Consider the following 20,140-nt stretch of genomic DNA (forward strand, 5'->3'; position numbering starts at 1 on the left):
TTCTTACCAATTTCTTCTTAACCTTTAAAAGATGGTTGTTTGTTGTGCAATTAACGGTGCAAAGCGGCCTTATTCTGTATAAGCGTTTGACACTAATGTTAATTAGGGTTTCACTTAAGTAAAGAAACAAAGATAGAACAGACATGTCTGTAGACAGTAAATTATATGCGTTAGATGTAAACGCGCTTTCACCTACCATTAATCGCCGAGCGATAAACAGCGCCTTAAAAGATGATGAAGCGCTTAATGCGACCTTCATTGGGCAAGAGCGTGCGCGTGAAGCACTTACATTTGGGTTAGGCATTAACACCAAAGGCTACAATCTATACGTTATGGGTGAGCCTGCCACAGGCCGCTTTACTCTGGTAAAAGACTATATTGAACGCCAAGTCGCACAGCTACCAGCGCCTGATGATTGCTGTTATATCAACAATTTCGACGAAGAGCGCGAACCCGTTGCTTTAAAGTTTCCTCCTGGTGGTGGAAAAGCATTTCACAAGGACATGGCTGCCCTTATCGATGACGTTCTAGACTCGCTGCCCATTGCCTTCGATAACCCAGGGTATCAACGGCGTCGCGCGTCAATATCCAGAGAGTTCGAGCAAAAGTACGATGCGGCAATCGATGCAGTAGAGCGTTACGCGCAAGCCAACGATGTTGCATTATACGAAGAAGGCGGCTCTATCACGTTTTCACCTATTGTTAACGGTAAGCCAATAAGCGATACCGAATTTGCCTCGCTAACTGATGAGCAGCGGGAAGGATTTTATACCCTTATTGATGAACTAGAAAATAGATTGAGTGAGAGCCTGTTAAGCCTTCCTACGTGGAAGCGCGAAAACTCGGAACGTCTGCGTGATCTTGACAAAAAGACCGCAGAGCAGGGGATTAAGCCGCTGCTAAAAGTGCTTGAACACAAATATGCGTCTGAGCTAGGGGTTATGAAGTACCTCAAGCAGTTAAAAACTGCATTGGTCAACGCCATCTTAGTTATTCACAGTGAAGAGCAGAAAGAAGAGAAGAGTGATGACTTTGATAAAAAGGTATTTTTAGAAGAGCAATTTCTTCCTAACGTTTTGGTGTCGAATAAACTCGATGACGCAGCACCCGTTATTTATGAGCCAAACCCAACTTATCAAAATTTGTTTGGCAAAATAGAGTACACCAACATTCACGGCAGCGTGTTTACTAATTATCGTATGATCCAGCCAGGTGCACTACACCGTGCAAATGGCGGTTATTTGCTGTTGGATGTGGACCAACTTATTGAGCAGCCTTTCGTATGGGATACCCTGAAACTTGCGATTAAGTCACAGCGCTTGCGCATGGACTTACCTCAGCAAGATGTGGGCATGGTGAATAACATTACGCTAAACCCACAGCCTATAGACTTAAATGTGAAAATCGTTTTGTTAGGCTCTCGCGACCTGTACTACACGCTACAAGATTATGATGACGAGTTTGACGAACTTTTCAGAGTGTTAGTGGATTTTGATTTGGAAATTCCCGTCACCAGGCAGGCGCTTTTTGATTTTGTGGGCAAAGTACGAGCGCATCTTATTCAGTTAGGTCTTAAAGGTATTACCGCTAATGCCATGTGCAGGCTAGTCGAATACTCGTTAAGAATGGCCGAACACAAAGAAAAACTATCTGCGCATTTTGCGGAAGTCATCGAACTGGTTAATGAAGCCTATTATTTCTGCCAAAAATCTAACGCCGACACGCTAGAACTTGACCATTTAAAGACAGCATTAAGCGCAAAGAAGCGTCGCACCGGCCGCGTTAGTCAAACGCTTTTGAACGATATTAAAGAAGGACACGTGCTTATTGCCACTGAAGGCAAAGCAGTAGGAAAAGTAAACGGATTAACGGTATTGGATATTGGTGACACCGCATTTGGTACACCCGCGCGTATTACATCTACTGTGTTTGCTGGGGCAAGCGGTGTGGTTGATATTGAGCGTGAGGTAGAGCTTGGACAGCCTATTCACTCAAAGGGCGTAATGTTGCTTAATGGGTATTTAGGTAATAAATACGCTCAGCATTTCCCGTTAACGCTTTCTGCAAACATCGCATTGGAACAGTCTTACGGTCATATAGACGGCGATAGTGCATCCCTTGGTGAACTGGTTGCGCTTATCTCTGCGTTGACTGAAATCCCTTGCTTACAAACCTTGGCCATTACGGGTTCCATAAACCAGTACGGTGAAGTGCAGGCCGTTGGCGGAGTTAACGAAAAAATAGAAGGCTTTTTCGACTTGTGTCAACACCGCGGCCTTACCGGTACACAGGGCGTGATTATCCCTAAATCGAATGCGATTAATTTGGTATTAGACGCCACCGTTATCGACGCTGTGAAAAAAGGTCTGTTTCACATTTACACCGTTGAAACCGTTGATGACGCGCTAACTATTCTAATGGAACAGGAAGCAGGCAAAATTAGCAGTAAAGGACGTTATCCGAAAAATTCAATCAATTACCATGCCGTAAACCGTTTATACAATATTGCCCTTATTGTGAATGGTGGTGATGGCGAATAGCTATAAGCGAAAGTAGCGAGCACAAATATCGACTCAAAAGAGAAAACCGCCAGAAGGCGGTTTTTTGCCTAAAGCGTTAATGTATTTATTCACTACTTTGGCGGCATGCGCAAGCCGCCGTCTAAGCGGATTGTCTCACCATTCAAGTAACTGTTATTCGCCATGTGGATAACCAGTTTCGCAAACTCTTCAGGCAAGCCAAGGCGCTTAGGAAACTGCACGTTAGCAGAAAGGGCGTCTTGCACCTTTTCTGGCATAGCAAGCAGCATGGGCGTGCCCATCACACCCGGCGCTATGGTATTAACACGAATGCCTAGCGGCGCTAAATCTCGTGCCATTGGTAGAGTAAGACCAATAATGCCACCTTTACTCGCGGCATAAGCGGTTTGCCCTATTTGACCCTCATAGCCAGCAACTGAAGCAGTATTTACAATAAGACCACGCTCGCCTTCTGCGTTAATTGGCGATTGCTTTGCCATCGTTGCAGCTACTAAGCGAGAAACATTAAAGCTTCCGACCAAGTTGATATCGATAGTTTTCTGAAAATCGCCAAGCGGGGCAGGGTTGCCTTCTTTATCAAGTAAACGTTTTGCAGGGGCGATACCTGCGCAGTTAACCACTAAAGAAATGGCCCCAAACCTTTCGGTTGTCGCGTCTATAGCCGCTTGAACAGAAGTTTCATCGCGTACATCGACTTTGGTGAAAAGTGTATTGTTGTTGCCTAACTCTGCTACGCGCTGTGCGCCAAGCTCTTCATTTAAGTCGAAAAGGCTGACGTTAGCGCCTGCATCTCGAAGTGCGATGGCAGTGGCGTGACCAAGTCCAGAACAACCGCCAGTGACAATGGCAGTAAGATTATTTAGCGTCATAGTTTTCCCTTAAAACCCGAGTTTTCACTGTTATTAACGTGATGTTAACGAGAAGTAAGAAGAAAAACTATGGTGCCGAGGGGGATCGGCACCTTTTATTCAGTTATTTATGACCTATTTTGGCAACTGAATTTTACAGTCTTCGCTTTGGCGGTAGATAATTAGTGTGTGACCGATTACCTGAAGCTTAACTGAGTTGGTTTCACGAACAATGGCGTCCATGATAAGCGCTTTTTCTTCGCGATCATCAGTTGGCACCTTAACTTTAATTAATTCGTGGTGACTAAGTGCGTTGTCGATTTCGGCAACTACACCTTCTGTCAGGCCGTTCCCACCTAGCTGCACCACAGGTTTTAAGGGGTGTGCAAGGCCTTTTAGGAATTGTTTCTGTTTATTTGAAAGTTTCATGAAGTAATATTTCTTACAATTAATCTGTTAGTTTATGCTTGAAATAACGTATTCTAACGCCATCTTCTCTACAATCCTAATGACATTGTATTGGAATGACAAAAAAGAAACACTCAGCCAGCAGTAAACGCTGGTTACAAGAACACGTCAACGACCATTATGTGCAGAAAGCAAATAAGGAAGGTTGGCGCTCGCGAGCTATCTATAAACTGGAAGAAATTCAGAAAAAAGATAAGCTTATTAAACCAGGAATGACACTTGTAGACCTTGGTGCTGCGCCAGGGGGCTGGTCTCAGCTTGCTGCTCAGCTTGTTGGCGACAATGGTCAAGTTATCGCGTGCGATATTTTGCCCATGGACCCAATAGTGGGGGTAGATTTTTTACAAGGTGATTTCAGAGAGGACGCTGTTCTCGACGCACTATTGAACAGAATCGGTGGGAACACCGTAGATATTGTGTTGTCTGATATGGCACCGAACCTTGCAGGTAACGCCTCGGTTGACCAATCTCGCTCTATGTACCTTTGCGAACTAGCGCTAGATATGTGTCACCAAGTGTTAAAGCCTGGGGGCTCGTTTGTCATAAAGGTGTTCCAAGGTGAAGGGTTTGTTGAGTTCATGAACGCACTTAAACAATCTTTCACAACCATAAAGACGCGTAAGCCTGACTCGTCCAGATCACGTTCTCGTGAGGTGTATTTGGTGGCTTGTGGGTATAAAGTGTAGTACGCTTTGAGTTAAGCGGTTTTCGTTGCGAGTTGTGTCGTTTATTCAATAAACAACTTGTTGAATATCCAAACAATTCGGGTTTATAGAGGTTAGTAGCATTGAGCGATATGGCAAAAAATTTAATCTTATGGTTAGTCATCGCCGTTGTTTTAATGTCGGTTTTCCAGAGCTTTTCACCGAGTGAATCGGCTCGTTCACAAACTGACTACACAACGTTTTTGAGAGAAGCAGAACAGGGAAATATTCGTGAAGTTCGCATCAATAATAGTGGCGAAATTCGCGGTACTAAGCGTTCAGGCGAAACTTTCCAAACATTCGTACCTTATTTCGATGATAAGTTGGTATCTGACTTGGTCAAGAACGACGTAAGGGTTTACGGTGAACCACCGGAAGAGCAGTCTCTTCTAACGTCAATCTTCATTTCATGGTTCCCCATGTTACTGCTTATTGGTGTATGGATTTTCTTCATGCGTCAAATGCAGGGTGGCGGCGGCCGTGGCGCTATGTCATTCGGCAAAAGCAAAGCTCGCTTGCTTGGTGAAGACCAAATCAAGACAACATTTGCTGATGTAGCAGGCTGTGACGAAGCAAAAGAAGACGTATCTGAATTGGTAGACTTCTTACGAGACCCGTCAAAGTTCCAAAAGCTAGGTGGTAAAATTCCGAAGGGCGTACTTATGGTAGGTCCTCCTGGTACGGGTAAAACGTTGCTTGCGAAAGCTATCGCGGGTGAAGCAAAAGTACCGTTCTTTACTATTTCAGGTTCTGATTTCGTTGAAATGTTCGTGGGTGTAGGTGCATCTCGTGTGCGTGACATGTTCGAACAAGCGAAGAAAGCAGCACCGTGTATCATCTTCATTGATGAAATCGATGCGGTAGGCCGTCAACGTGGCGCAGGTTTAGGTGGTGGTCACGACGAGCGTGAACAAACCCTTAACCAGATGCTAGTTGAGATGGACGGTTTTGAAGGTCACGAAGGTATTATCGTTATTGCGGCAACTAACCGCCCTGACGTACTAGACCCTGCGCTACTTCGTCCTGGTCGTTTTGACCGTCAGGTAGTGGTTGGTCTTCCTGACATCCGCGGCCGTGAACAAATTCTTAAAGTTCATATTCGCAAAGTGCCGGTAGCTGATAACGTAGAGCCGTCAGTTATTGCTCGCGGTACACCAGGTTTCTCAGGTGCTGACCTTGCTAACTTAGTAAACGAAGCTGCATTGTTCGCTGCTCGCGGCAACAAGCGCCTTGTTTCTATGGAAGAGTTTGAAAAAGCGAAAGACAAAATCATGATGGGCTCTGAGCGTAAGTCTATGGTGATGTCTGAGCCTGAAAAAGAAATGACTGCGTATCACGAAGCGGGTCACGCTATCGTAGGTCGCTTAGTGCCAGAGCACGATCCGGTATACAAAGTGTCAATCATTCCACGCGGTCGCGCGCTGGGTGTGACCATGTACTTGCCAGAGCAAGACCGTGTAAGTCACTCTAAACAGCATTTAGAAAGTATGATTTCTAGCTTGTTTGGTGGGCGTATTGCTGAAGCCATCATTTATGGTGACGACAAAGTAACCACGGGTGCATCTAACGACATCGAACGCGCAACTGAAATTGCACGTAAGATGGTGACTCAATGGGGCTTGTCGAGCAAAATGGGCCCAATGCTTTACGCTGAAGATGAAGGTGAAGTTTTCCTAGGTAAGTCTATGTCTAAGGCAACAAACATGTCTGATGACACAGCGCGAGCAATCGATGCGGAAATTAAGTCACTGATTGACCGCAACTACGAGCGCGCTCAAAAGATCCTTGAAGACAACATCGACATCTTGCATTCAATGAAAGACGCACTGATGAAGTACGAAACCATTGATGCAAAGCAGATTGATGACCTGATGAACCGCACTGACGTTCGTCCTCCTGCTGATTGGGATGACAGCAAGCCATCGGGTGGCGATAAGCCAAGTGGCGGTGCGCCGGTTCGCGAAGGTGAAATTAAAAATGACGGTGTAGACAAACCGTCGGTAGGTAAGCCGGGCGATATTCCAAGCTAAGCTTCTACACCAATTAAAAAAACGCCAGTTTAACTGGCGTTTTTTGTCAGAGCGGTTTGATTTTAATCTAGGTTTTAACACACGGTTTTAGGCACGTTATCGTTGCTAAATCCACGGGTCAAAATCAGTTTGCTTTATAGCTTCATTTCTCAATAATACATCTTTTTTAAAGAAATACTGTTATTTCAAAAAAACGACAATACAGGTAATTCATGCAGTTTGGAAAGTACTTCATAGAACTGTCACAGCCACAGGTGATGGGCATCTTAAACGTAACGCCTGATTCTTTTTCTGATGGTGGCAAGCACGCCAATGTAGCGCAAGCCCTTGAGCATGCACAACGCATGATTGATGAAGGCGCAACCTTTATTGATATAGGTGGAGAATCAACAAGGCCAGGCGCACCCGATGTATCGTTGCAAGAAGAGTTAGACCGCACAATTCCAGTTATTGAAGTTGTAGCTAAAAATTCTGAGTGTGTTATTTCTATTGATACCAGCAAGGCTGACGTTATGCGCGAAGCAGTAAAAGCGGGAGCTGGGCTAATCAACGATGTACGGGCGTTACAAGAGCCAGGCGCGCTTAGGGCAGCGGCTGAAGCAAAAGTACCGGTTTGCTTAATGCATATGCAAGGGCAACCCAGAACGATGCAACAAAATCCCGAGTATGATGATGTGGTCAATGATGTTGGCCAATTTTTATTAGAGCGTAGCGTAGCGTGTCAAGAAGCTGGTATCCCCAAGAACAACATTTTGTTTGACCCTGGCTATGGGTTTGGCAAGTCGTTAGAACACAATTATTCGTTAGTGAAGCATTTACCCGCACTTATGAAGCTCGGTTATCCCGTGTTAGTGGGAATGTCACGCAAGTCGATGATTGGCAATTTGCTTAACAGAAAAGTAGATGAGCGCTTGGCGGGAAGCATAAGCCTCGCTACAATTGTTGCCCAAATGGGCGCACAGATAATTCGCGTTCACGATGTAAGAGAGACAGCTGATGCTGTCAATATCGTGAAAATGCTGAATACAGTAAAATAAGGAATAATAATGACCCAGCGCAAATATTTCGGCACCGACGGTATCCGCGGAAAAGTTGGCGAGAGCAATATTAACCCAGAGTTTGTTACAAAGCTGGGTTGGGCCGCGGGTAAGGTGCTTGCAGGTCGAGGTACGAACAAAGTACTTATAGGTAAAGACACGCGTATTTCTGGCTACATGCTAGAGTCGTCTTTAGAAGCCGGTCTATCGGCAGCGGGCATCAATATTGGTTTATTGGGTCCTATGCCAACACCAGCTATTGCGTATCTAACAAAGACATTCCGTTCTGAAGCGGGTATCGTAATCAGTGCGTCTCATAACCCTTTTTACGATAACGGCATCAAATTTTTCTCAGCCCAAGGTTTTAAGCTCGATGATGATATTGAGTTAGCGATTGAGGACATGCTTGAGCGCCCCATGACATGTGTGGCGTCAGATAAGCTGGGTAAAGCGACGCGCATAAACGATGCAGCAGGTCGTTATATTGAGTTTTGTAAAGGTACATTCCCGTCAGAATTATCGCTGACAGACTTAAAAATTGTTGTGGACTGCGCACATGGGGCAACGTACCACATTGCCCCCAATGTACTTAGAGAGTTAGGTGCTACGGTTATCGAACTTGGTACAGCACCGAACGGCTTAAATATCAACGACGGTGTGGGCGCAACCTCAATGGATGCGATTGTAGAAAAGGTTAAAGAAACTGGTGCTGATCTTGGGTTTGCCCTCGACGGTGATGGCGATCGTATCATGATGGTAGACCATTTAGGTAACGTGTTAGATGGTGACCAGATTGTTTACATTATCGCCCGCGACGCACTTAAAAACGGCAAGATGCAAGGTGGTGTGGTTGGCACCTTGATGAGCAACCTTGGACTTGAAAATGCACTGTCAAAGCTGGGCGTCCCTTTTGCCAGAAGTAATGTAGGCGACCGATATGTAATGGAGCTACTTCAACAAAAAGGCTGGTCAATTGGCGGTGAAAACTCAGGCCATGTTCTTAATCTTAATATGAGTTCAACGGGTGACGGTATTGTAGCGGGTCTTCAAGTCCTTGCCGCGATGTTGCGTTCGCATATGGACTTACACGACTTAGCCAGCGGTTTTGACATGTACCCACAAACATTGGTTAATGTACGATACGCTAACCAAGAAGTGGATTATTTGGCGCACAGTGATGTTCAAAATGCCAAAAAAGAAGCCGAGTCTGCGTTGGGTAAAACGGGCAGGGTACTTTTGCGAAAAAGTGGTACTGAACCGTTAATTAGAGTAATGGTGGAGTCGAACGATGAAAGCCAATCTCACAAATGGGCAGAGCATATTGCTGAAACTGTTCGTAATCTCGCCAATTAGTTGGCGTAGCTGGAAATTTTGCTTTTTGTGCTTGTATCTTTTCAATTAAATAGTTAATATCACGCCCGCTTTGAAGACAGGGCTAAGGTCTGCGTTGTGAGTAATAATCTTAGAAAGCCATTCGTGGCTGGCAATTGGAAAATGAACGGAAATTTGGCATTAGTTGCCGAATTTAATCAGAAACTAGCGAATGTAGAAGCTGAATCGGAAGTCGTAATTTGCGCGCCTTCACTCCTTTTACATGCATTTGAAACCCAATCGTTTGCCATAGGCGCTCAAAACGTAAGCCATCTCGAAAACGGCGCTCACACTGGTGAGTTGTCAGTAGATATGCTCAAAGAAGCGGGCTGTGGTTACGCTATTGTTGGGCATTCTGAAAGACGTGAAGACCAAGGCGAATCAAGCGAACTTGTTGCATTAAAGGCGAAGCAATGTGTTTCTTCTGGTGTAGTACCTATTATTTGTGTAGGTGAACCACTTGAAGTAAGAGAAGCAGGTAATGTTGAAGCGTTTGTCGGTGAACAACTAGATGCTTTAGTTAACACTATGTCGATAGACGAACTTAGCAAAACTGTAATTGCATACGAGCCGATTTGGGCAATTGGTACTGGTAAAACAGCCAGCCCTGAACAAGCACAAGAAGTACACGAATTTATTCGCGGCTATTTTGATAAGATAGACGCACAACTGGCTCAAGGCCTTCGTATTTTATACGGTGGTAGTGTTAAGCCAGATAATGCTGAAACCCTATTTGCGCAAAAAGATGTAGATGGTGGTTTGATTGGCGGTGCCAGTTTAAAAGCTGAAGATTTTATTTCAATTTGCCAAGCGGCAAACTGACGAGGTATTTATGATTTACGAAGTGCTACTAGTAGCATACCTAATTGTAGCGCTTTTACTTATTGGATTTGTTTTGATTCAACAAGGTAAAGGTGCAGATATGGGCGCTTCATTCGGTTCAGGCGGCTCAAACACGGTTTTCGGTTCATCAGGTTCTGGTAACTTTATGACTCGTACCACTGCAATACTTGCAGGTTTGTTTTTCTTTATTAGCCTTACGCTGGGTGCAATGACGTCAAACCGTGAGAGTGCAGAAGACGAGTGGAACAACCTAGAAGTTCCTGCTTCAGTAGAAGAGCAAGTAGAGCTTCCAGCTGACCAAGACGTTCCGGTGATTGAAGATGCAGCTCAAGGTGATGTTCCGGTAGTTGAAAGCGATGCGACAGACGTACCTGTGTCTGACGATAGCGAAGGTTCAAACTAAAAAAGTTTTTGCGGAAGTGGTGGAATTGGTAGACACGCCATCTTGAGGGGGTGGTGAGCATAGCTCGTGCGGGTTCAAGTCCCGCTTTCCGCACCAATTAAAAAATAAAGGGGCCAGCATTATGCTGGCCCCTTTTTTATTACTGGGCTTTTTCAAATGCTTAGAGCCAGTTTGAACAAAGCAATGTTTTACGTTGGTATAATTGTAACAAAGCGTTAAATACTAAAATTTACAGGACGTTATGCCTGTCCCTATCTTATATATTCAGCTATCCTTTAACGGATAAGCGTTTCTCGCATACTTAGAAAAATATAATATTCTTCACGGGGCACTAAAGTGCAAAAAACACTAAGTCAGAGTTTATTCCAAACCTTATTGATAGGTATTGTAATAGCATCACTTCTGATTATTGGAGCTGTTTGGCGCTCCGCTAACACGTTAGTCGTTCAAAACATTGACCACGATATTCTTTTAGCGGAAAAAGTTTTCGATAAGGTAGTGGCCGATAGGCAGGCTGTAATTAGAAGTGTTTCAAAGGTATTGTCGAGGTCTTTCGATTTTAGGCGCGCCGTAGGAACCGAAAACATCCCATCAATCGAAGCTGCTTTTACAAGTTATGCTGAACGTCTTAATACCGATATCATCGCCTTAGTCAGCTTAGATCACAAAGTAGTGGCATCGCACTCGGATTTATTTAAGCCTGGTCAAAATGTTGAAAGCAGCTTATCGCTAGTTGCAAAAGGTTTAGACAGTGGCTTTTTTGTAGTTAACAACAACCTAGTCCAATTAAATCTAATACGAGTGGAAATTCCCACACTTAGATATTACATGCTGATTGGGGTTGATTTTGATAGTGCGTTGCTAAACCAGTTGAAACAGCTTGTAGATGCCGAAATTATTATTTCTGAAGCAGGTACAGATAAGGTTATAAAAGCAACCTTAGATGAAGGCGATGCGAAGCGTATCCTCACATCAGAACACGATCCTTCGTGGGTAGATGTTACCTTTAAAGACGAGTTGACGTATTTCGCTCGACAGGTGAGTATTGGCGCTGAACAAAATCTTCCAGTGGCTATTACATTGGCCGTTGATGTAACGTCTTCTTTCAATGCGTTTACCCGTATTCAACTTACCATTTTGGCATTCTGTTTGTTAGCAATACTTGTTGCTATGGGGCTTTCTCTTTTACTAGCTAGAAATGTGAGTGAACCAGTATCAAAGCTAGTTAAAGCGGTTAACAAAGTTGCGTCAGGTTCCTATGGTGCTACGCTCGAGGCACCGTCAAAACTAAAAGAAATTACCGAGCTTGCCAATGCAGTTGATAGCATGCAGGCAAGTATTAAGAGCCGTGAAAAGCACATTCGCTATCAAGCAGAGCACGATGTGTTGACGGGGCTTTTTAACCGTAACTATGTTGAAGGTTTCTTCGAGTCTGAACTTAAGGAAGGGCGGGCTGTTCAAGTAGTGGCCATTACTGTTATTGGCTTTCGGACAATAAATGACCTGTATGGCTATTCCAATGGTGACAACACATTAAAAGCATTAGCCGAGCGGCTACAGCGCTGGCCCGGTACATCTGCACGTCTTGCTGGCGGTGAGATACTGTATATTTCACATGAATCTCTTAATGATGACCAACTGGAAACCTTAAAGCACATATTAGAGCAGCCTGTTGAAAGTAACTTAATTGCTATTCCTGTAAAAGTTGCAATGGCAATTATCGAGTGCCCACAAGATGCTGCATCCTCTGAAGAGCTCTTCAGAAAAATGAATATTGTGACTGATGAAGCCATTCACAGTGACAATTGGTGTGTTCGCTATCGCACTGAGTTAGAAGATAAATATAACCGCCGCCTTGCTATTACAACGGAATTAAAACGCGCTCTTGCAAGCCAGCAGAATGAATTGTCTATGGTGTATCAACCCAAAGTTGATTTAAGGACTATGAAAGTTTGTAGCATGGAAGCGCTGATCCGATGGAATAACAGTGTGCTGGGTTTTGTTCCACCTGATGAGTTTATCACTATCGCAGAGCAAGCAGGTTTAATTGAGCAGGTTACTACCTGGGTTATGCAGCAGACAATTACAGACTTAGCCTACTTCAGAGCGAAAGGGTATGGGTTCACGGTGGCAATGAACCTTTCAACCCAAGACATACAAAACAAAGTACTGTTAAGTAAACTGGTGGCGCTGCTTACGCAAGAAGGGCTTTCACCTGAAGCGTTAGAGCTCGAAATAACTGAAAGCGACTTAGTTGCTGATGCATCACTTGCTATAGAGAATCTAAATGAGCTAACTGCACGGGGGTTTCATTTTGCCATCGATGATTTTGGTACAGGCTATTCTTCATTAGCTTATTTAAAGAACCTACCCGTTAAAACGATCAAGATAGATAAGAGTTTTATTCTGTCTCTAGCTAGCGATGAGAACGACCAGCAGATCGTTCATACTGTTCTTAGTTTAGCGAATGTCTTTAACTTAAAAGTGGTAGCAGAAGGTGTGGAAGATGTCGCATCGCTAGACATTTTAAAAGGCTGGGGATGTGACATAGCACAGGGTTATTACATAAGCCGTCCACTCAATCGTCCAGACCTTGAAGATTGGCTTCAAAATACGCCTTTCGGTGAATAGCTATTTTATTACAAAAAATTTATATTTTTTGATGTCAACGAGATGTTCAATTAGTTATCAGTGATGACATGGCATCTTAAATGCAAAAACAATAATGAAGCGTGTAAAACACTCAACAGGCTCGATATTTTCACTAATGTGTGTGCATTTTGCCTACTGAGTCGTGAAATTACTTCAAAAACAAGGAATTTATTATGGACATCATTCGTATACTTTTATCAATTTTACTTCCACCGCTTGGCGTATTTTTACAAGTGGGTATTGGCGCGCATTTCTGGATAAACATTCTTTTAACTATTCTTGGCTATTTCCCGGGTGTTATTCACGCGGTTTATATCATCGCCAAGAAATAGGCAGTAAGACGCGCTTAGCCAATTAAGCGCGTCGCACTATGCTTTGTAGTATTCGTGCTAAACAAACAAAAGCCAGCTTATAAGCTGGCTTTTTCTTGTGTGTCTATTTAACACAGAATTACAATCTTTCTCGTCGTTTCTCACCCGTTAGGCAGTAAGTTTTTCTTCGTCTAACTCTTGCTTCATCTCTTTTTGATATTCATCAGCAAGTTTTGTTTTTTGACGATCATTTAAAACACTGCCTGCTAGCTGAAAGAATTCTTGTTCTTCATCTGCAAGGTGATGCTCAACTTTTTCTTGTAGACTCTTCAAGTGACGTAACCACGCTGGCGAACTCATGTCGGTATCATCAAGCTTCGCAAGTAGTTCGTCAATTTCATGGTGTTCTGCAATACCATGACGGGTTAAATCTACCGTTGCATCTTTCTCTAGAAGGTGCGAATAAAAATGTCTTTCTTCAGCTATTGCATGACTTTCAAGCTGGGTTTTTAATTCTTCATAATACTCACGGCGAGCGGCAGTATTACCGCTGGTTTCAGCTAGTATCTTTAGAAGTAAGCGCTGCTTTTCATGATCTTGACGTAGTGCTTCAAAAATTTTCATTGGAAGTTCCTCGTAAATGCCTTTAAAAGTTAATAACACCATTAATAATGCTATTTTCATTCCATGAATCTTATGTTTGTTAGCTTCTGATTTTATTTGTTTTTTTAGCTTTATTTGTTATTTGAGGGTGATGCTTCTTCGCCAGTTGGAGCAAAATTTACACAGCGGTTAGCGATAAATTCACGGCGTACGAGCCGCGAATTTATCGAAAGGAGCAAAAGGATAGTATGAGAGAGGTATATTAGACGCCTTGCGCAACCATGGCGTCGGCTAAACGTCGAAATGCTGCGATGTTAGCGCCTTTCATATAGTCGATATAATTGCTTTCATCACCTGCACTTTGTCCTTCCGTTACGCAGCGCTGATGAATGCTTTCCATAATGGCGTATAGCTGGTCATCGAGGGCATCCGCATTTCGCTGGTTAAACATAGCGTTTTGACTCATTTCCAAACCTGAAAGAGCTACGCCGCCCGCATTCGACGCTTTACCAGGAACGTAAACGATTTTGGCATCTAAAAAGAGGGTTTGCGCTTCGTTTGTACATGGCATATTCGCACCTTCTAATACCATTATACAGCCGTTATCTAGTAATAACTTTGCGTCTTCTTTAAGCAATTCGTTTTGCGTAGCACAGGGTAGGGCAATATCACATGGTAAATGCCAGGGTTTTTTATCAGCAATCCATTTGCCCATGTTCTTATCAGCCATGTCTGCAAGAATGTTATCGCGATTGGCATGGTTATCAATAGCCCATTTTAATGCCGTATCTTTCAAGCCTTCTTCAACATGCAAGAGCCCGCGGCTGTTTGACAGTGAAATAACCTTGCCACCTTTCTCTACAGCTTTGAGCGCTGCGTGAAGCGCTACATTTCCAGCGCCAGATACTGCAATAGTATTTCCTTCAATCTGCGAATTTCGTTGCTTACAAACGGCTTCTAAAAAGTAAACTAAGCCAAAACCTGTGGCTTCAGTACGTACATAGCTTCCACCAAATTCTAGACCTTTACCTGTTAAAACACCTTCGAACCTATTGTTTAATCTTCGATATTCGCCATATAGATAACCTATCTCTCGTGCCCCTACGTTAATATCGCCTGCCGGTACATCAGTATTAGCGCCTATGTGTCGCTGCAATTCACGCATAAAAGCTTGGCAAAACAACATAATGTCTCGGTCCGAGCGGCCTTTTGGGTTAAAGTCAGACCCGCCTTTACCTCCGCCCATGGGCAGGCCAGTGAGAGCATTTTTAAAACACTGCTCAAAAGCAAGAAACTTGAGTACTGACAGATTAACAGTTGGGTGAAATCGCAATCCACCTTTGTACGGGCCCATTGCTGAATTGTGTTGCACCCGCCACCCTTGGTTCACTTCAATATTGCCTTCACTGTTCATCCAAGAGACAGTGAAATAGATAATGCGCTCCGGCATGCAAATGCGCCTGACAATATCAAATGCCTTGTAATCTTCGTTCGCATTATAAATAGGAACAATATCTTCAAGTACTTCATGTACTGCCTGTAGATACTCGGTTTCATTTGAAAACTTATCGTTTAAGAAAGTATAGATTTCTTCAAAGTTACTTTTTTGAGCCATGTACTACTTAATCCTTTTCTTCAAAATTAGTGAGTACGGTAAGACTGCGTGGGCATGTTTGTATGGCAAGTTTATCGCCCTCGTAAATTTCACCGTCTACAGCGTAGGCTGTAGGTTTGTCGAAAGTTAATGTTATGCGTGATGCGCGTTCATGACGTATTGATTCAGATTGTTTTTTGGCTTCTGCAGGGCTTAATACAAGTTCGGCTAGCGATGCGAACTGTTTGTCAGAACTAGGCTGTGGCAATAACCATGTTAAATCGAGTTTGCCATCGGTTATATCCGGTGGCTCTGCACCCTGAGCTAGTGCAGTGGTCATGGGAGCGGCGTTCGCTATCACGAAACTTGGCGTCTCTAAGGTAGTTGCTGGTTCACCGTCTATTGCAACTTCGAAGGTCATGTTTTCGTTATTTGAAATGGCATTCCACAGTCCTTTCAAATAAGCAAATTGACCGCCCATGTTTTTTTCTTCCCTGTCAGCTGCAGATATCATTTTTTCTTCAAAACCGACTGCTGCAACTAAAAGCATAACGTGGTCGTTACACCGCGCCGTATCAATAGACAGGGTATTGCCCTCTATGATGATGTCGCATGCGGTACTTATCGGCATTACTTTGCTGATGTAGCCATGAAGTACCTGGCTTAATGCGTTGGCCGTACCAAATGGGATTATTCCCATGGTAATGTCAGTGTTCACTAAACCCGAGGCGACTTCCGTTAATGTACCGTCTCCGCCACATGCAATAACAATGTGGGCGCCGTCTTTTTTCGCCTGCTCAGCCAGTGCTTTACCATTTATATCTGGCGTGGTTTCCTTAACAGTAACTTTGAATTTTTCGTTTAGCCTTGAAAGCACTTCGTCTCGGTATTGTGCCCACTTACCACCCCCCGCAACGGGGTTAACGATTAGCGTTAGCTTTTTCTGTAATGACAGTAAACCGCCATCTCTTACTTTTTGAAGTGACGCTAACTGATGTTTATTAAGCCTTGCAGTTTGGCGTATCTGGTTGATTTGGTTTAATGCCTCGTCTACCGTCAGTGTAGGATTTTTTGCTAATAAATAAGCGGCTACCACCAATACAGAGCGGCCACGACCGAGGGCGCAGTGGACAACCACATTCTTCTTTTCCGATACCTGCTGATTAAGCCAATTAATAGCAAGAACCAGTTGCTCTGGCGTAGGGCTGGTATGGTCTAGTACCGGTACGTTTAAATAGCGATAATCTTCCTGATAAGCTGTCCAATCTAGGCCATCAAATTCAGCGGTTACATCTAAAATCGCATCAATATGGTTTTCATTAAGCAGTTCAACGTGTTTACCTGACATGCGGCAAGCAAGAAATAAGTTTGGCTCAATTTTTTGTAGTGGGGGAACCTTGTCGGTTCTACGTGCATATTCGTTGTAGAGCCACGAACCTAATAAAAAGGGCACAAATATCCAACGAATGTAGAAAGGGATAGACCCGTCTTCCCGCTTGCGAAATAAACTTGGGTAATTAAGTAAGTAAGCGCTGCTCACTGCAATGAGCGAAAACGCAGTCCAACCAAATACTACCTTTAGTAAAATCACTGGCACTGTTAGCGTCAGTGCTAGCGCCACTAATGCGCCTAGTACGTAATACTTCACCATTTTCACGATTAACACATCCTTTGTAAGTGGAAAAAGCAAACACTCTATGCATCTATACTGGTGTCAGATTGTTTTCGTTTACTTTTGTAGAGTTCGATTTGAACTAACACTTAGCCGTAAACGTATGCGTTGGTATAGAAAATATGAGCGTTTGTAATGAAAAATACTGCTGTACTCAAAGTTGCTAACTTCGCATGGTTCCAAGGAATATGGTGGTTAGTGATTCTGTTTCAAAATAACGCTGTAATCCCCGTACTGGCGTTAATTGGGGGGTGGATTTTAATTTCCCCAAAGCGGACAGAAGATATCAAGCTGATGAGCGCCGTATTTTTGCTAGGCACAGTAGTTGATGCCGTACTCACTGTATGCGGTTTGTTCGTTTTCAATCAGACTGAAGTGCTTGTGAGTTTTTGGCCTATCCCTATTTGGTTAAGTCTACTTTGGGCAGCATTTGCCGGAACGGTTTACCACAGCTTAACGGCGTTTAAAGGCCGAATGGTTATTGCCGCAATAGCAGGCGCTGTATTTGCCCCACTTAGCTATATAGCTGGCGCTAAATTTGGTGCGGTTGAATTGGGTACTAGCGTACTACGTGCTTATATTTTTATAGCCTTAGTGTGGAGCGTGATTTTCCCGCTATGTTTTTATTTATCTAACCGTTTTGAGGCAAAACAAGCCCAGGCGTAAATGCAAGGAGTGTATTGGCATGACGAAAAACGTATTAGTAACCGGTGGTAACAGAGGTATAGGCCTTGAAATAGTGAAAGGAATGCTTTCTAAGGGCTACAAAGTATTGATGGGATGTCGTGATGAAGAGTCAGGTTTAGAGGCTAAGAAAGACATCGTAGGAGGGGATTTACATATTATTGAAATGCCCCTTGATAATGAGACAGCCATCGTTGATGCGTTCGTTCGCGCGGAAGCTGTCTACGGCCCTATTGATATTCTTATAAACAATGCGGGGATACTAGACGATACGTCATGGAAGGATGTGAATGCTGAAAGCTTATCTAAATCCATGCAGGTGAATGTAAATGCGCCACTAACGCTTATTCAGCAATCGTTACCACAAATGATAGAGCGAGGATTTGGGCGTATTATTAACGTCAGTTCGAGTTACGGTAGTTTCGCTGAAGGATTAAAAGGTCCGTTGTGCTACGCGGTATCAAAGGCAGCAATTAACGCATTAACAGTTAAAATGGCTGCGGTTGTTGATGAAGCAGCCAATGGAAAAAACATTGATGTAACGGTAAATGGCATGACACCTGGCTGGGTGCATACTCGGATGGGAGGCAGTGATGCACCTAAAACACCCGAAGAGGGGGCCGATACAGCAATATGGCTTGCCACTATGGAAGAAGGTGGGCCTCATGGTAAATTTTTGAAAGATAGAGAGCCAATAGAATGGTAGCCTAACGCGCGTATTGATAGGGCTACCATTAGTTGAGGTCTTGTTAACTAGATGACTAAAGCGAGAATCGTTCCCTTAAAAACCGAGCGATTCCATCTTCATCGTGGTGTCCTATCACAGAGGTTGCGGCATCTTTGATATACGGTTTTGCGTTTGAGGGGGCGTAGGCCTCATCAGCAAGTTTAAACATACTTAGGTCATTATCGCTATCACCAAATACAATAACGTTACTCGCGTCAAGCTGTTTGCGTAAGAGTGATACCGCGCTGCCCTTATTGGCAAGGTTGTGATGCACATCCATCCAACGATACTCGTCTCCCTCAATAGCAGGGCCTGAGTAAGCAATTAATTCTTCATGCATGTTTAGCTGTTTATACATATCGTAAACAAGTGCGGCATCTCCGATCATACTAATATTCGTAATATGCGCATTAGCGGGTAACGCTTCAATAGGCGCTAACCGTGCTTTGGTGCGAGAAAAATATTTTTCAATTAAATCGTGCTCTACCTGGTGCTTTGGAGATGAATGATAAATGACGTGTTCATGATCAGAACTGTCCATGTTCACTGTATTGATAAACGGCGTAATATTATTTTTTACCGCGTGCTCAATGATAAGGTTAACTTCACTGGGAGCCAAAAGGTTTTCGAGGGTCAGAGCATTGCCAGATGGGTCCCAAATGGCTACGCCGTTATTGTAAATGTGTGGAAGCACAAACGACTGGCCTTGAAGCACGAATTGCGCAGAATGCATAGTGCGGCCCGTTGCTACAGTAAAAGCAATATCCTTTTCGCTAAGTAAGCCCAACGTCTCTTTTGTGAATGAAGAAATTTCAGATGACTTATTCAGCAAAGTCCCATCTAAATCAAAAAATATCAAATCCATACGGTTGAAGCCTGGTCACTCTCATACTACTGCCGGCCAAAGCGCTAAAGGGCAATGCACACCGTATTTGGTATAATGCCCTTTAGCGCTTAAAGTATGGCTGGCTTAATCATTGTGGTTTGAATACCTTACCACATTCTATGTTTAAGCAGTGTTTCATATCATGTAATTAATCTTGCTAGCGAACTGATTCGACCACTTTGTCAGTATGCTGTTTTAACAGCTGTGAAACTTCGGAAGAAGACTGGCTTTTCTTTAGGTTGATAATCAGCGCAACTTTACCATAACGTACAGCGTGCCTTACCGTTTGTATGACCTCATTTCTGTCTGGGCGCAAACCAATTAAACCCGCGATAAATAACCCAATAAATAGCCCCGGACTAATAAGTGCAATGTAGGTAAATAACGGGTTTTGCTGAGTAAGCGCTGGGCCAAACTGTGTTAAAAAGAAAGCCACCACTAGACCGGCGAATAGACCTACTGAACCAAGCAGTAGGTGAGAAGACCACATGCTCTTACCAATAGCAGCACTGTTGCGCTCGAGTTTCTCACTCATTTTAGGGTCACCAGCTTCAACGATTTCAACCTGAGACACTTCAATAGATGTTTCGTCTTGGACGGCGTTTAACACTTCCTGAACTTTCTGTCGTGAAGAAAAAACGGCAGCAACCTGTAGATTACCGTTCGATACGACATTGGCTCTTACATTTTCATGCCCTTTGCTACTGTCTTTCTGAGAGGTAGCGCTATTCGAATTTTCAACATTCATTTTTAAATCCTCGACATCT

At 43.6% G+C, this 20,140-nt stretch carries 18 protein-coding genes and 1 tRNA gene; 12 read left to right on the forward strand and 7 right to left on the reverse strand.

From position 1 onward, the window contains the following. Positions 1 to 143: 143 nt before the first annotated feature. On the forward strand, positions 144 to 2,540 hold the full coding sequence (locus E5672_RS06205; RefSeq protein ID WP_136781395.1) for a Lon protease family protein: 2,397 nt from the start codon (positions 144 to 146) through the stop codon (positions 2,538 to 2,540). Between the two features lie 92 nt (positions 2,541 to 2,632). Here the strand turns inward: E5672_RS06205 and E5672_RS06210 are convergent, their stop codons facing one another. Next, positions 2,633 to 3,409, reverse strand: coding sequence for a 3-hydroxyacyl-CoA dehydrogenase (locus tag E5672_RS06210; protein ID WP_136781396.1), 777 nt, complete (start codon positions 3,407 to 3,409; stop codon positions 2,633 to 2,635). 114 nt (positions 3,410 to 3,523) lie between these two features. Then, positions 3,524 to 3,817 carry a ribosome assembly RNA-binding protein YhbY gene (yhbY, locus tag E5672_RS06215; protein ID WP_014949363.1) on the reverse strand — a complete coding sequence of 98 codons (294 nt, stop codon included), beginning with the start codon at positions 3,815 to 3,817 and terminating at the stop codon, positions 3,524 to 3,526. 95 nt (positions 3,818 to 3,912) lie between these two features. On the opposite strand from yhbY, the gene rlmE reads away from it, so the two are divergent. The 9 genes from rlmE (at position 3,913) to E5672_RS06260 (ending at position 13,228) form a co-directional block, all read left to right on the forward strand. Continuing rightward, a complete protein-coding gene (rlmE, locus tag E5672_RS06220) occupies positions 3,913 to 4,542 on the forward strand; it encodes a 23S rRNA (uridine(2552)-2'-O)-methyltransferase RlmE (protein WP_014949364.1) in 630 nt (209 codons plus the stop codon). A 101-nt stretch (positions 4,543 to 4,643) separates the two neighbouring features. Further along, positions 4,644 to 6,590, forward strand: a complete 1,947-nt coding sequence (gene ftsH, locus E5672_RS06225) for an ATP-dependent zinc metalloprotease FtsH (protein WP_136781397.1) — start codon at positions 4,644 to 4,646, stop codon at positions 6,588 to 6,590. Positions 6,591 to 6,802: 212 nt separating this feature from the next. Beyond that, entirely contained in the window at positions 6,803 to 7,627 is an 825-nt protein-coding gene (gene folP / locus E5672_RS06230; protein ID WP_136781398.1) for a dihydropteroate synthase, read from the forward strand. Between the two features lie 9 nt (positions 7,628 to 7,636). Next, a complete protein-coding gene (gene glmM / locus E5672_RS06235; protein WP_136781399.1) occupies positions 7,637 to 8,980 on the forward strand; it encodes a phosphoglucosamine mutase in 1,344 nt (447 codons plus the stop codon). A gap of 96 nt (positions 8,981 to 9,076) precedes the next feature. Beyond that, positions 9,077 to 9,820, forward strand: a complete 744-nt coding sequence (gene tpiA, locus E5672_RS06240) for a triose-phosphate isomerase (RefSeq protein ID WP_136781400.1) — start codon at positions 9,077 to 9,079, stop codon at positions 9,818 to 9,820. Positions 9,821 to 9,830: 10 nt separating this feature from the next. Continuing rightward, positions 9,831 to 10,244 carry a preprotein translocase subunit SecG gene (secG, locus tag E5672_RS06245; protein ID WP_136781401.1) on the forward strand — a complete coding sequence of 138 codons (414 nt, stop codon included), beginning with the start codon at positions 9,831 to 9,833 and terminating at the stop codon, positions 10,242 to 10,244. Between the two features lie 10 nt (positions 10,245 to 10,254). Continuing rightward, a tRNA-Leu gene (locus tag E5672_RS06250) sits at positions 10,255 to 10,340 on the forward strand. A 240-nt stretch (positions 10,341 to 10,580) separates the two neighbouring features. After that, complete coding sequence (locus E5672_RS06255) at positions 10,581 to 12,875, forward strand: GGDEF domain-containing phosphodiesterase (protein ID WP_136781402.1); 2,295 nt, start codon at positions 10,581 to 10,583, stop codon at positions 12,873 to 12,875. Positions 12,876 to 13,069: 194 nt separating this feature from the next. Then, complete coding sequence (locus E5672_RS06260) at positions 13,070 to 13,228, forward strand: YqaE/Pmp3 family membrane protein (protein ID WP_014949371.1); 159 nt, start codon at positions 13,070 to 13,072, stop codon at positions 13,226 to 13,228. 147 nt (positions 13,229 to 13,375) lie between these two features. Here the strand turns inward: E5672_RS06260 and E5672_RS06265 are convergent, their stop codons facing one another. The 3 genes from E5672_RS06265 to E5672_RS06275 all read right to left on the reverse strand — a co-directional run bounded on the left by E5672_RS06265 (position 13,376) and on the right by E5672_RS06275 (position 17,061). Continuing rightward, positions 13,376 to 13,831 (reverse strand): hemerythrin domain-containing protein, encoded by a 456-nt coding sequence (locus E5672_RS06265; RefSeq protein ID WP_136781403.1) that lies wholly within the window; start codon positions 13,829 to 13,831, stop codon positions 13,376 to 13,378. 241 nt (positions 13,832 to 14,072) lie between these two features. Continuing rightward, positions 14,073 to 15,425, reverse strand: coding sequence for an NADP-specific glutamate dehydrogenase (gene gdhA, locus E5672_RS06270; RefSeq protein ID WP_136781404.1), 1,353 nt, complete (start codon positions 15,423 to 15,425; stop codon positions 14,073 to 14,075). Between the two features lie 7 nt (positions 15,426 to 15,432). Next, positions 15,433 to 17,061: a diacylglycerol kinase family protein gene (locus E5672_RS06275; RefSeq protein ID WP_136781405.1), complete on the reverse strand. Its 1,629-nt coding sequence runs from the start codon at positions 17,059 to 17,061 to the stop codon at positions 15,433 to 15,435. A gap of 150 nt (positions 17,062 to 17,211) precedes the next feature. Here E5672_RS06275 and E5672_RS06280 point away from each other — a divergent pair, with 150 nt between their 5' ends. Both E5672_RS06280 and E5672_RS06285 read left to right on the forward strand, forming a co-directional pair. Beyond that, entirely contained in the window at positions 17,212 to 17,742 is a 531-nt protein-coding gene (locus tag E5672_RS06280) for a DUF2878 domain-containing protein (RefSeq protein ID WP_136781406.1), read from the forward strand. A gap of 19 nt (positions 17,743 to 17,761) precedes the next feature. Next, entirely contained in the window at positions 17,762 to 18,466 is a 705-nt protein-coding gene (locus tag E5672_RS06285; RefSeq protein WP_136781407.1) for an SDR family NAD(P)-dependent oxidoreductase, read from the forward strand. A 55-nt stretch (positions 18,467 to 18,521) separates the two neighbouring features. Here the strand turns inward: E5672_RS06285 and E5672_RS06290 are convergent, their stop codons facing one another. Together E5672_RS06290 and E5672_RS06295 are read right to left on the reverse strand one after the other, a co-directional pair. Next, a complete protein-coding gene (locus E5672_RS06290) occupies positions 18,522 to 19,352 on the reverse strand; it encodes an HAD family hydrolase (protein ID WP_136781408.1) in 831 nt (276 codons plus the stop codon). 178 nt (positions 19,353 to 19,530) lie between these two features. Beyond that, positions 19,531 to 20,121 carry a hypothetical protein gene (locus E5672_RS06295; protein WP_136781409.1) on the reverse strand — a complete coding sequence of 197 codons (591 nt, stop codon included), beginning with the start codon at positions 20,119 to 20,121 and terminating at the stop codon, positions 19,531 to 19,533. Positions 20,122 to 20,140: the final 19 nt, after the last annotated feature.

Origin of the sequence: Alteromonas portus, assembly GCF_005117025.1 — a bacterium.
In the GTDB taxonomy this organism is placed as follows: domain Bacteria; phylum Pseudomonadota; class Gammaproteobacteria; order Enterobacterales; family Alteromonadaceae; genus Alteromonas; species Alteromonas portus.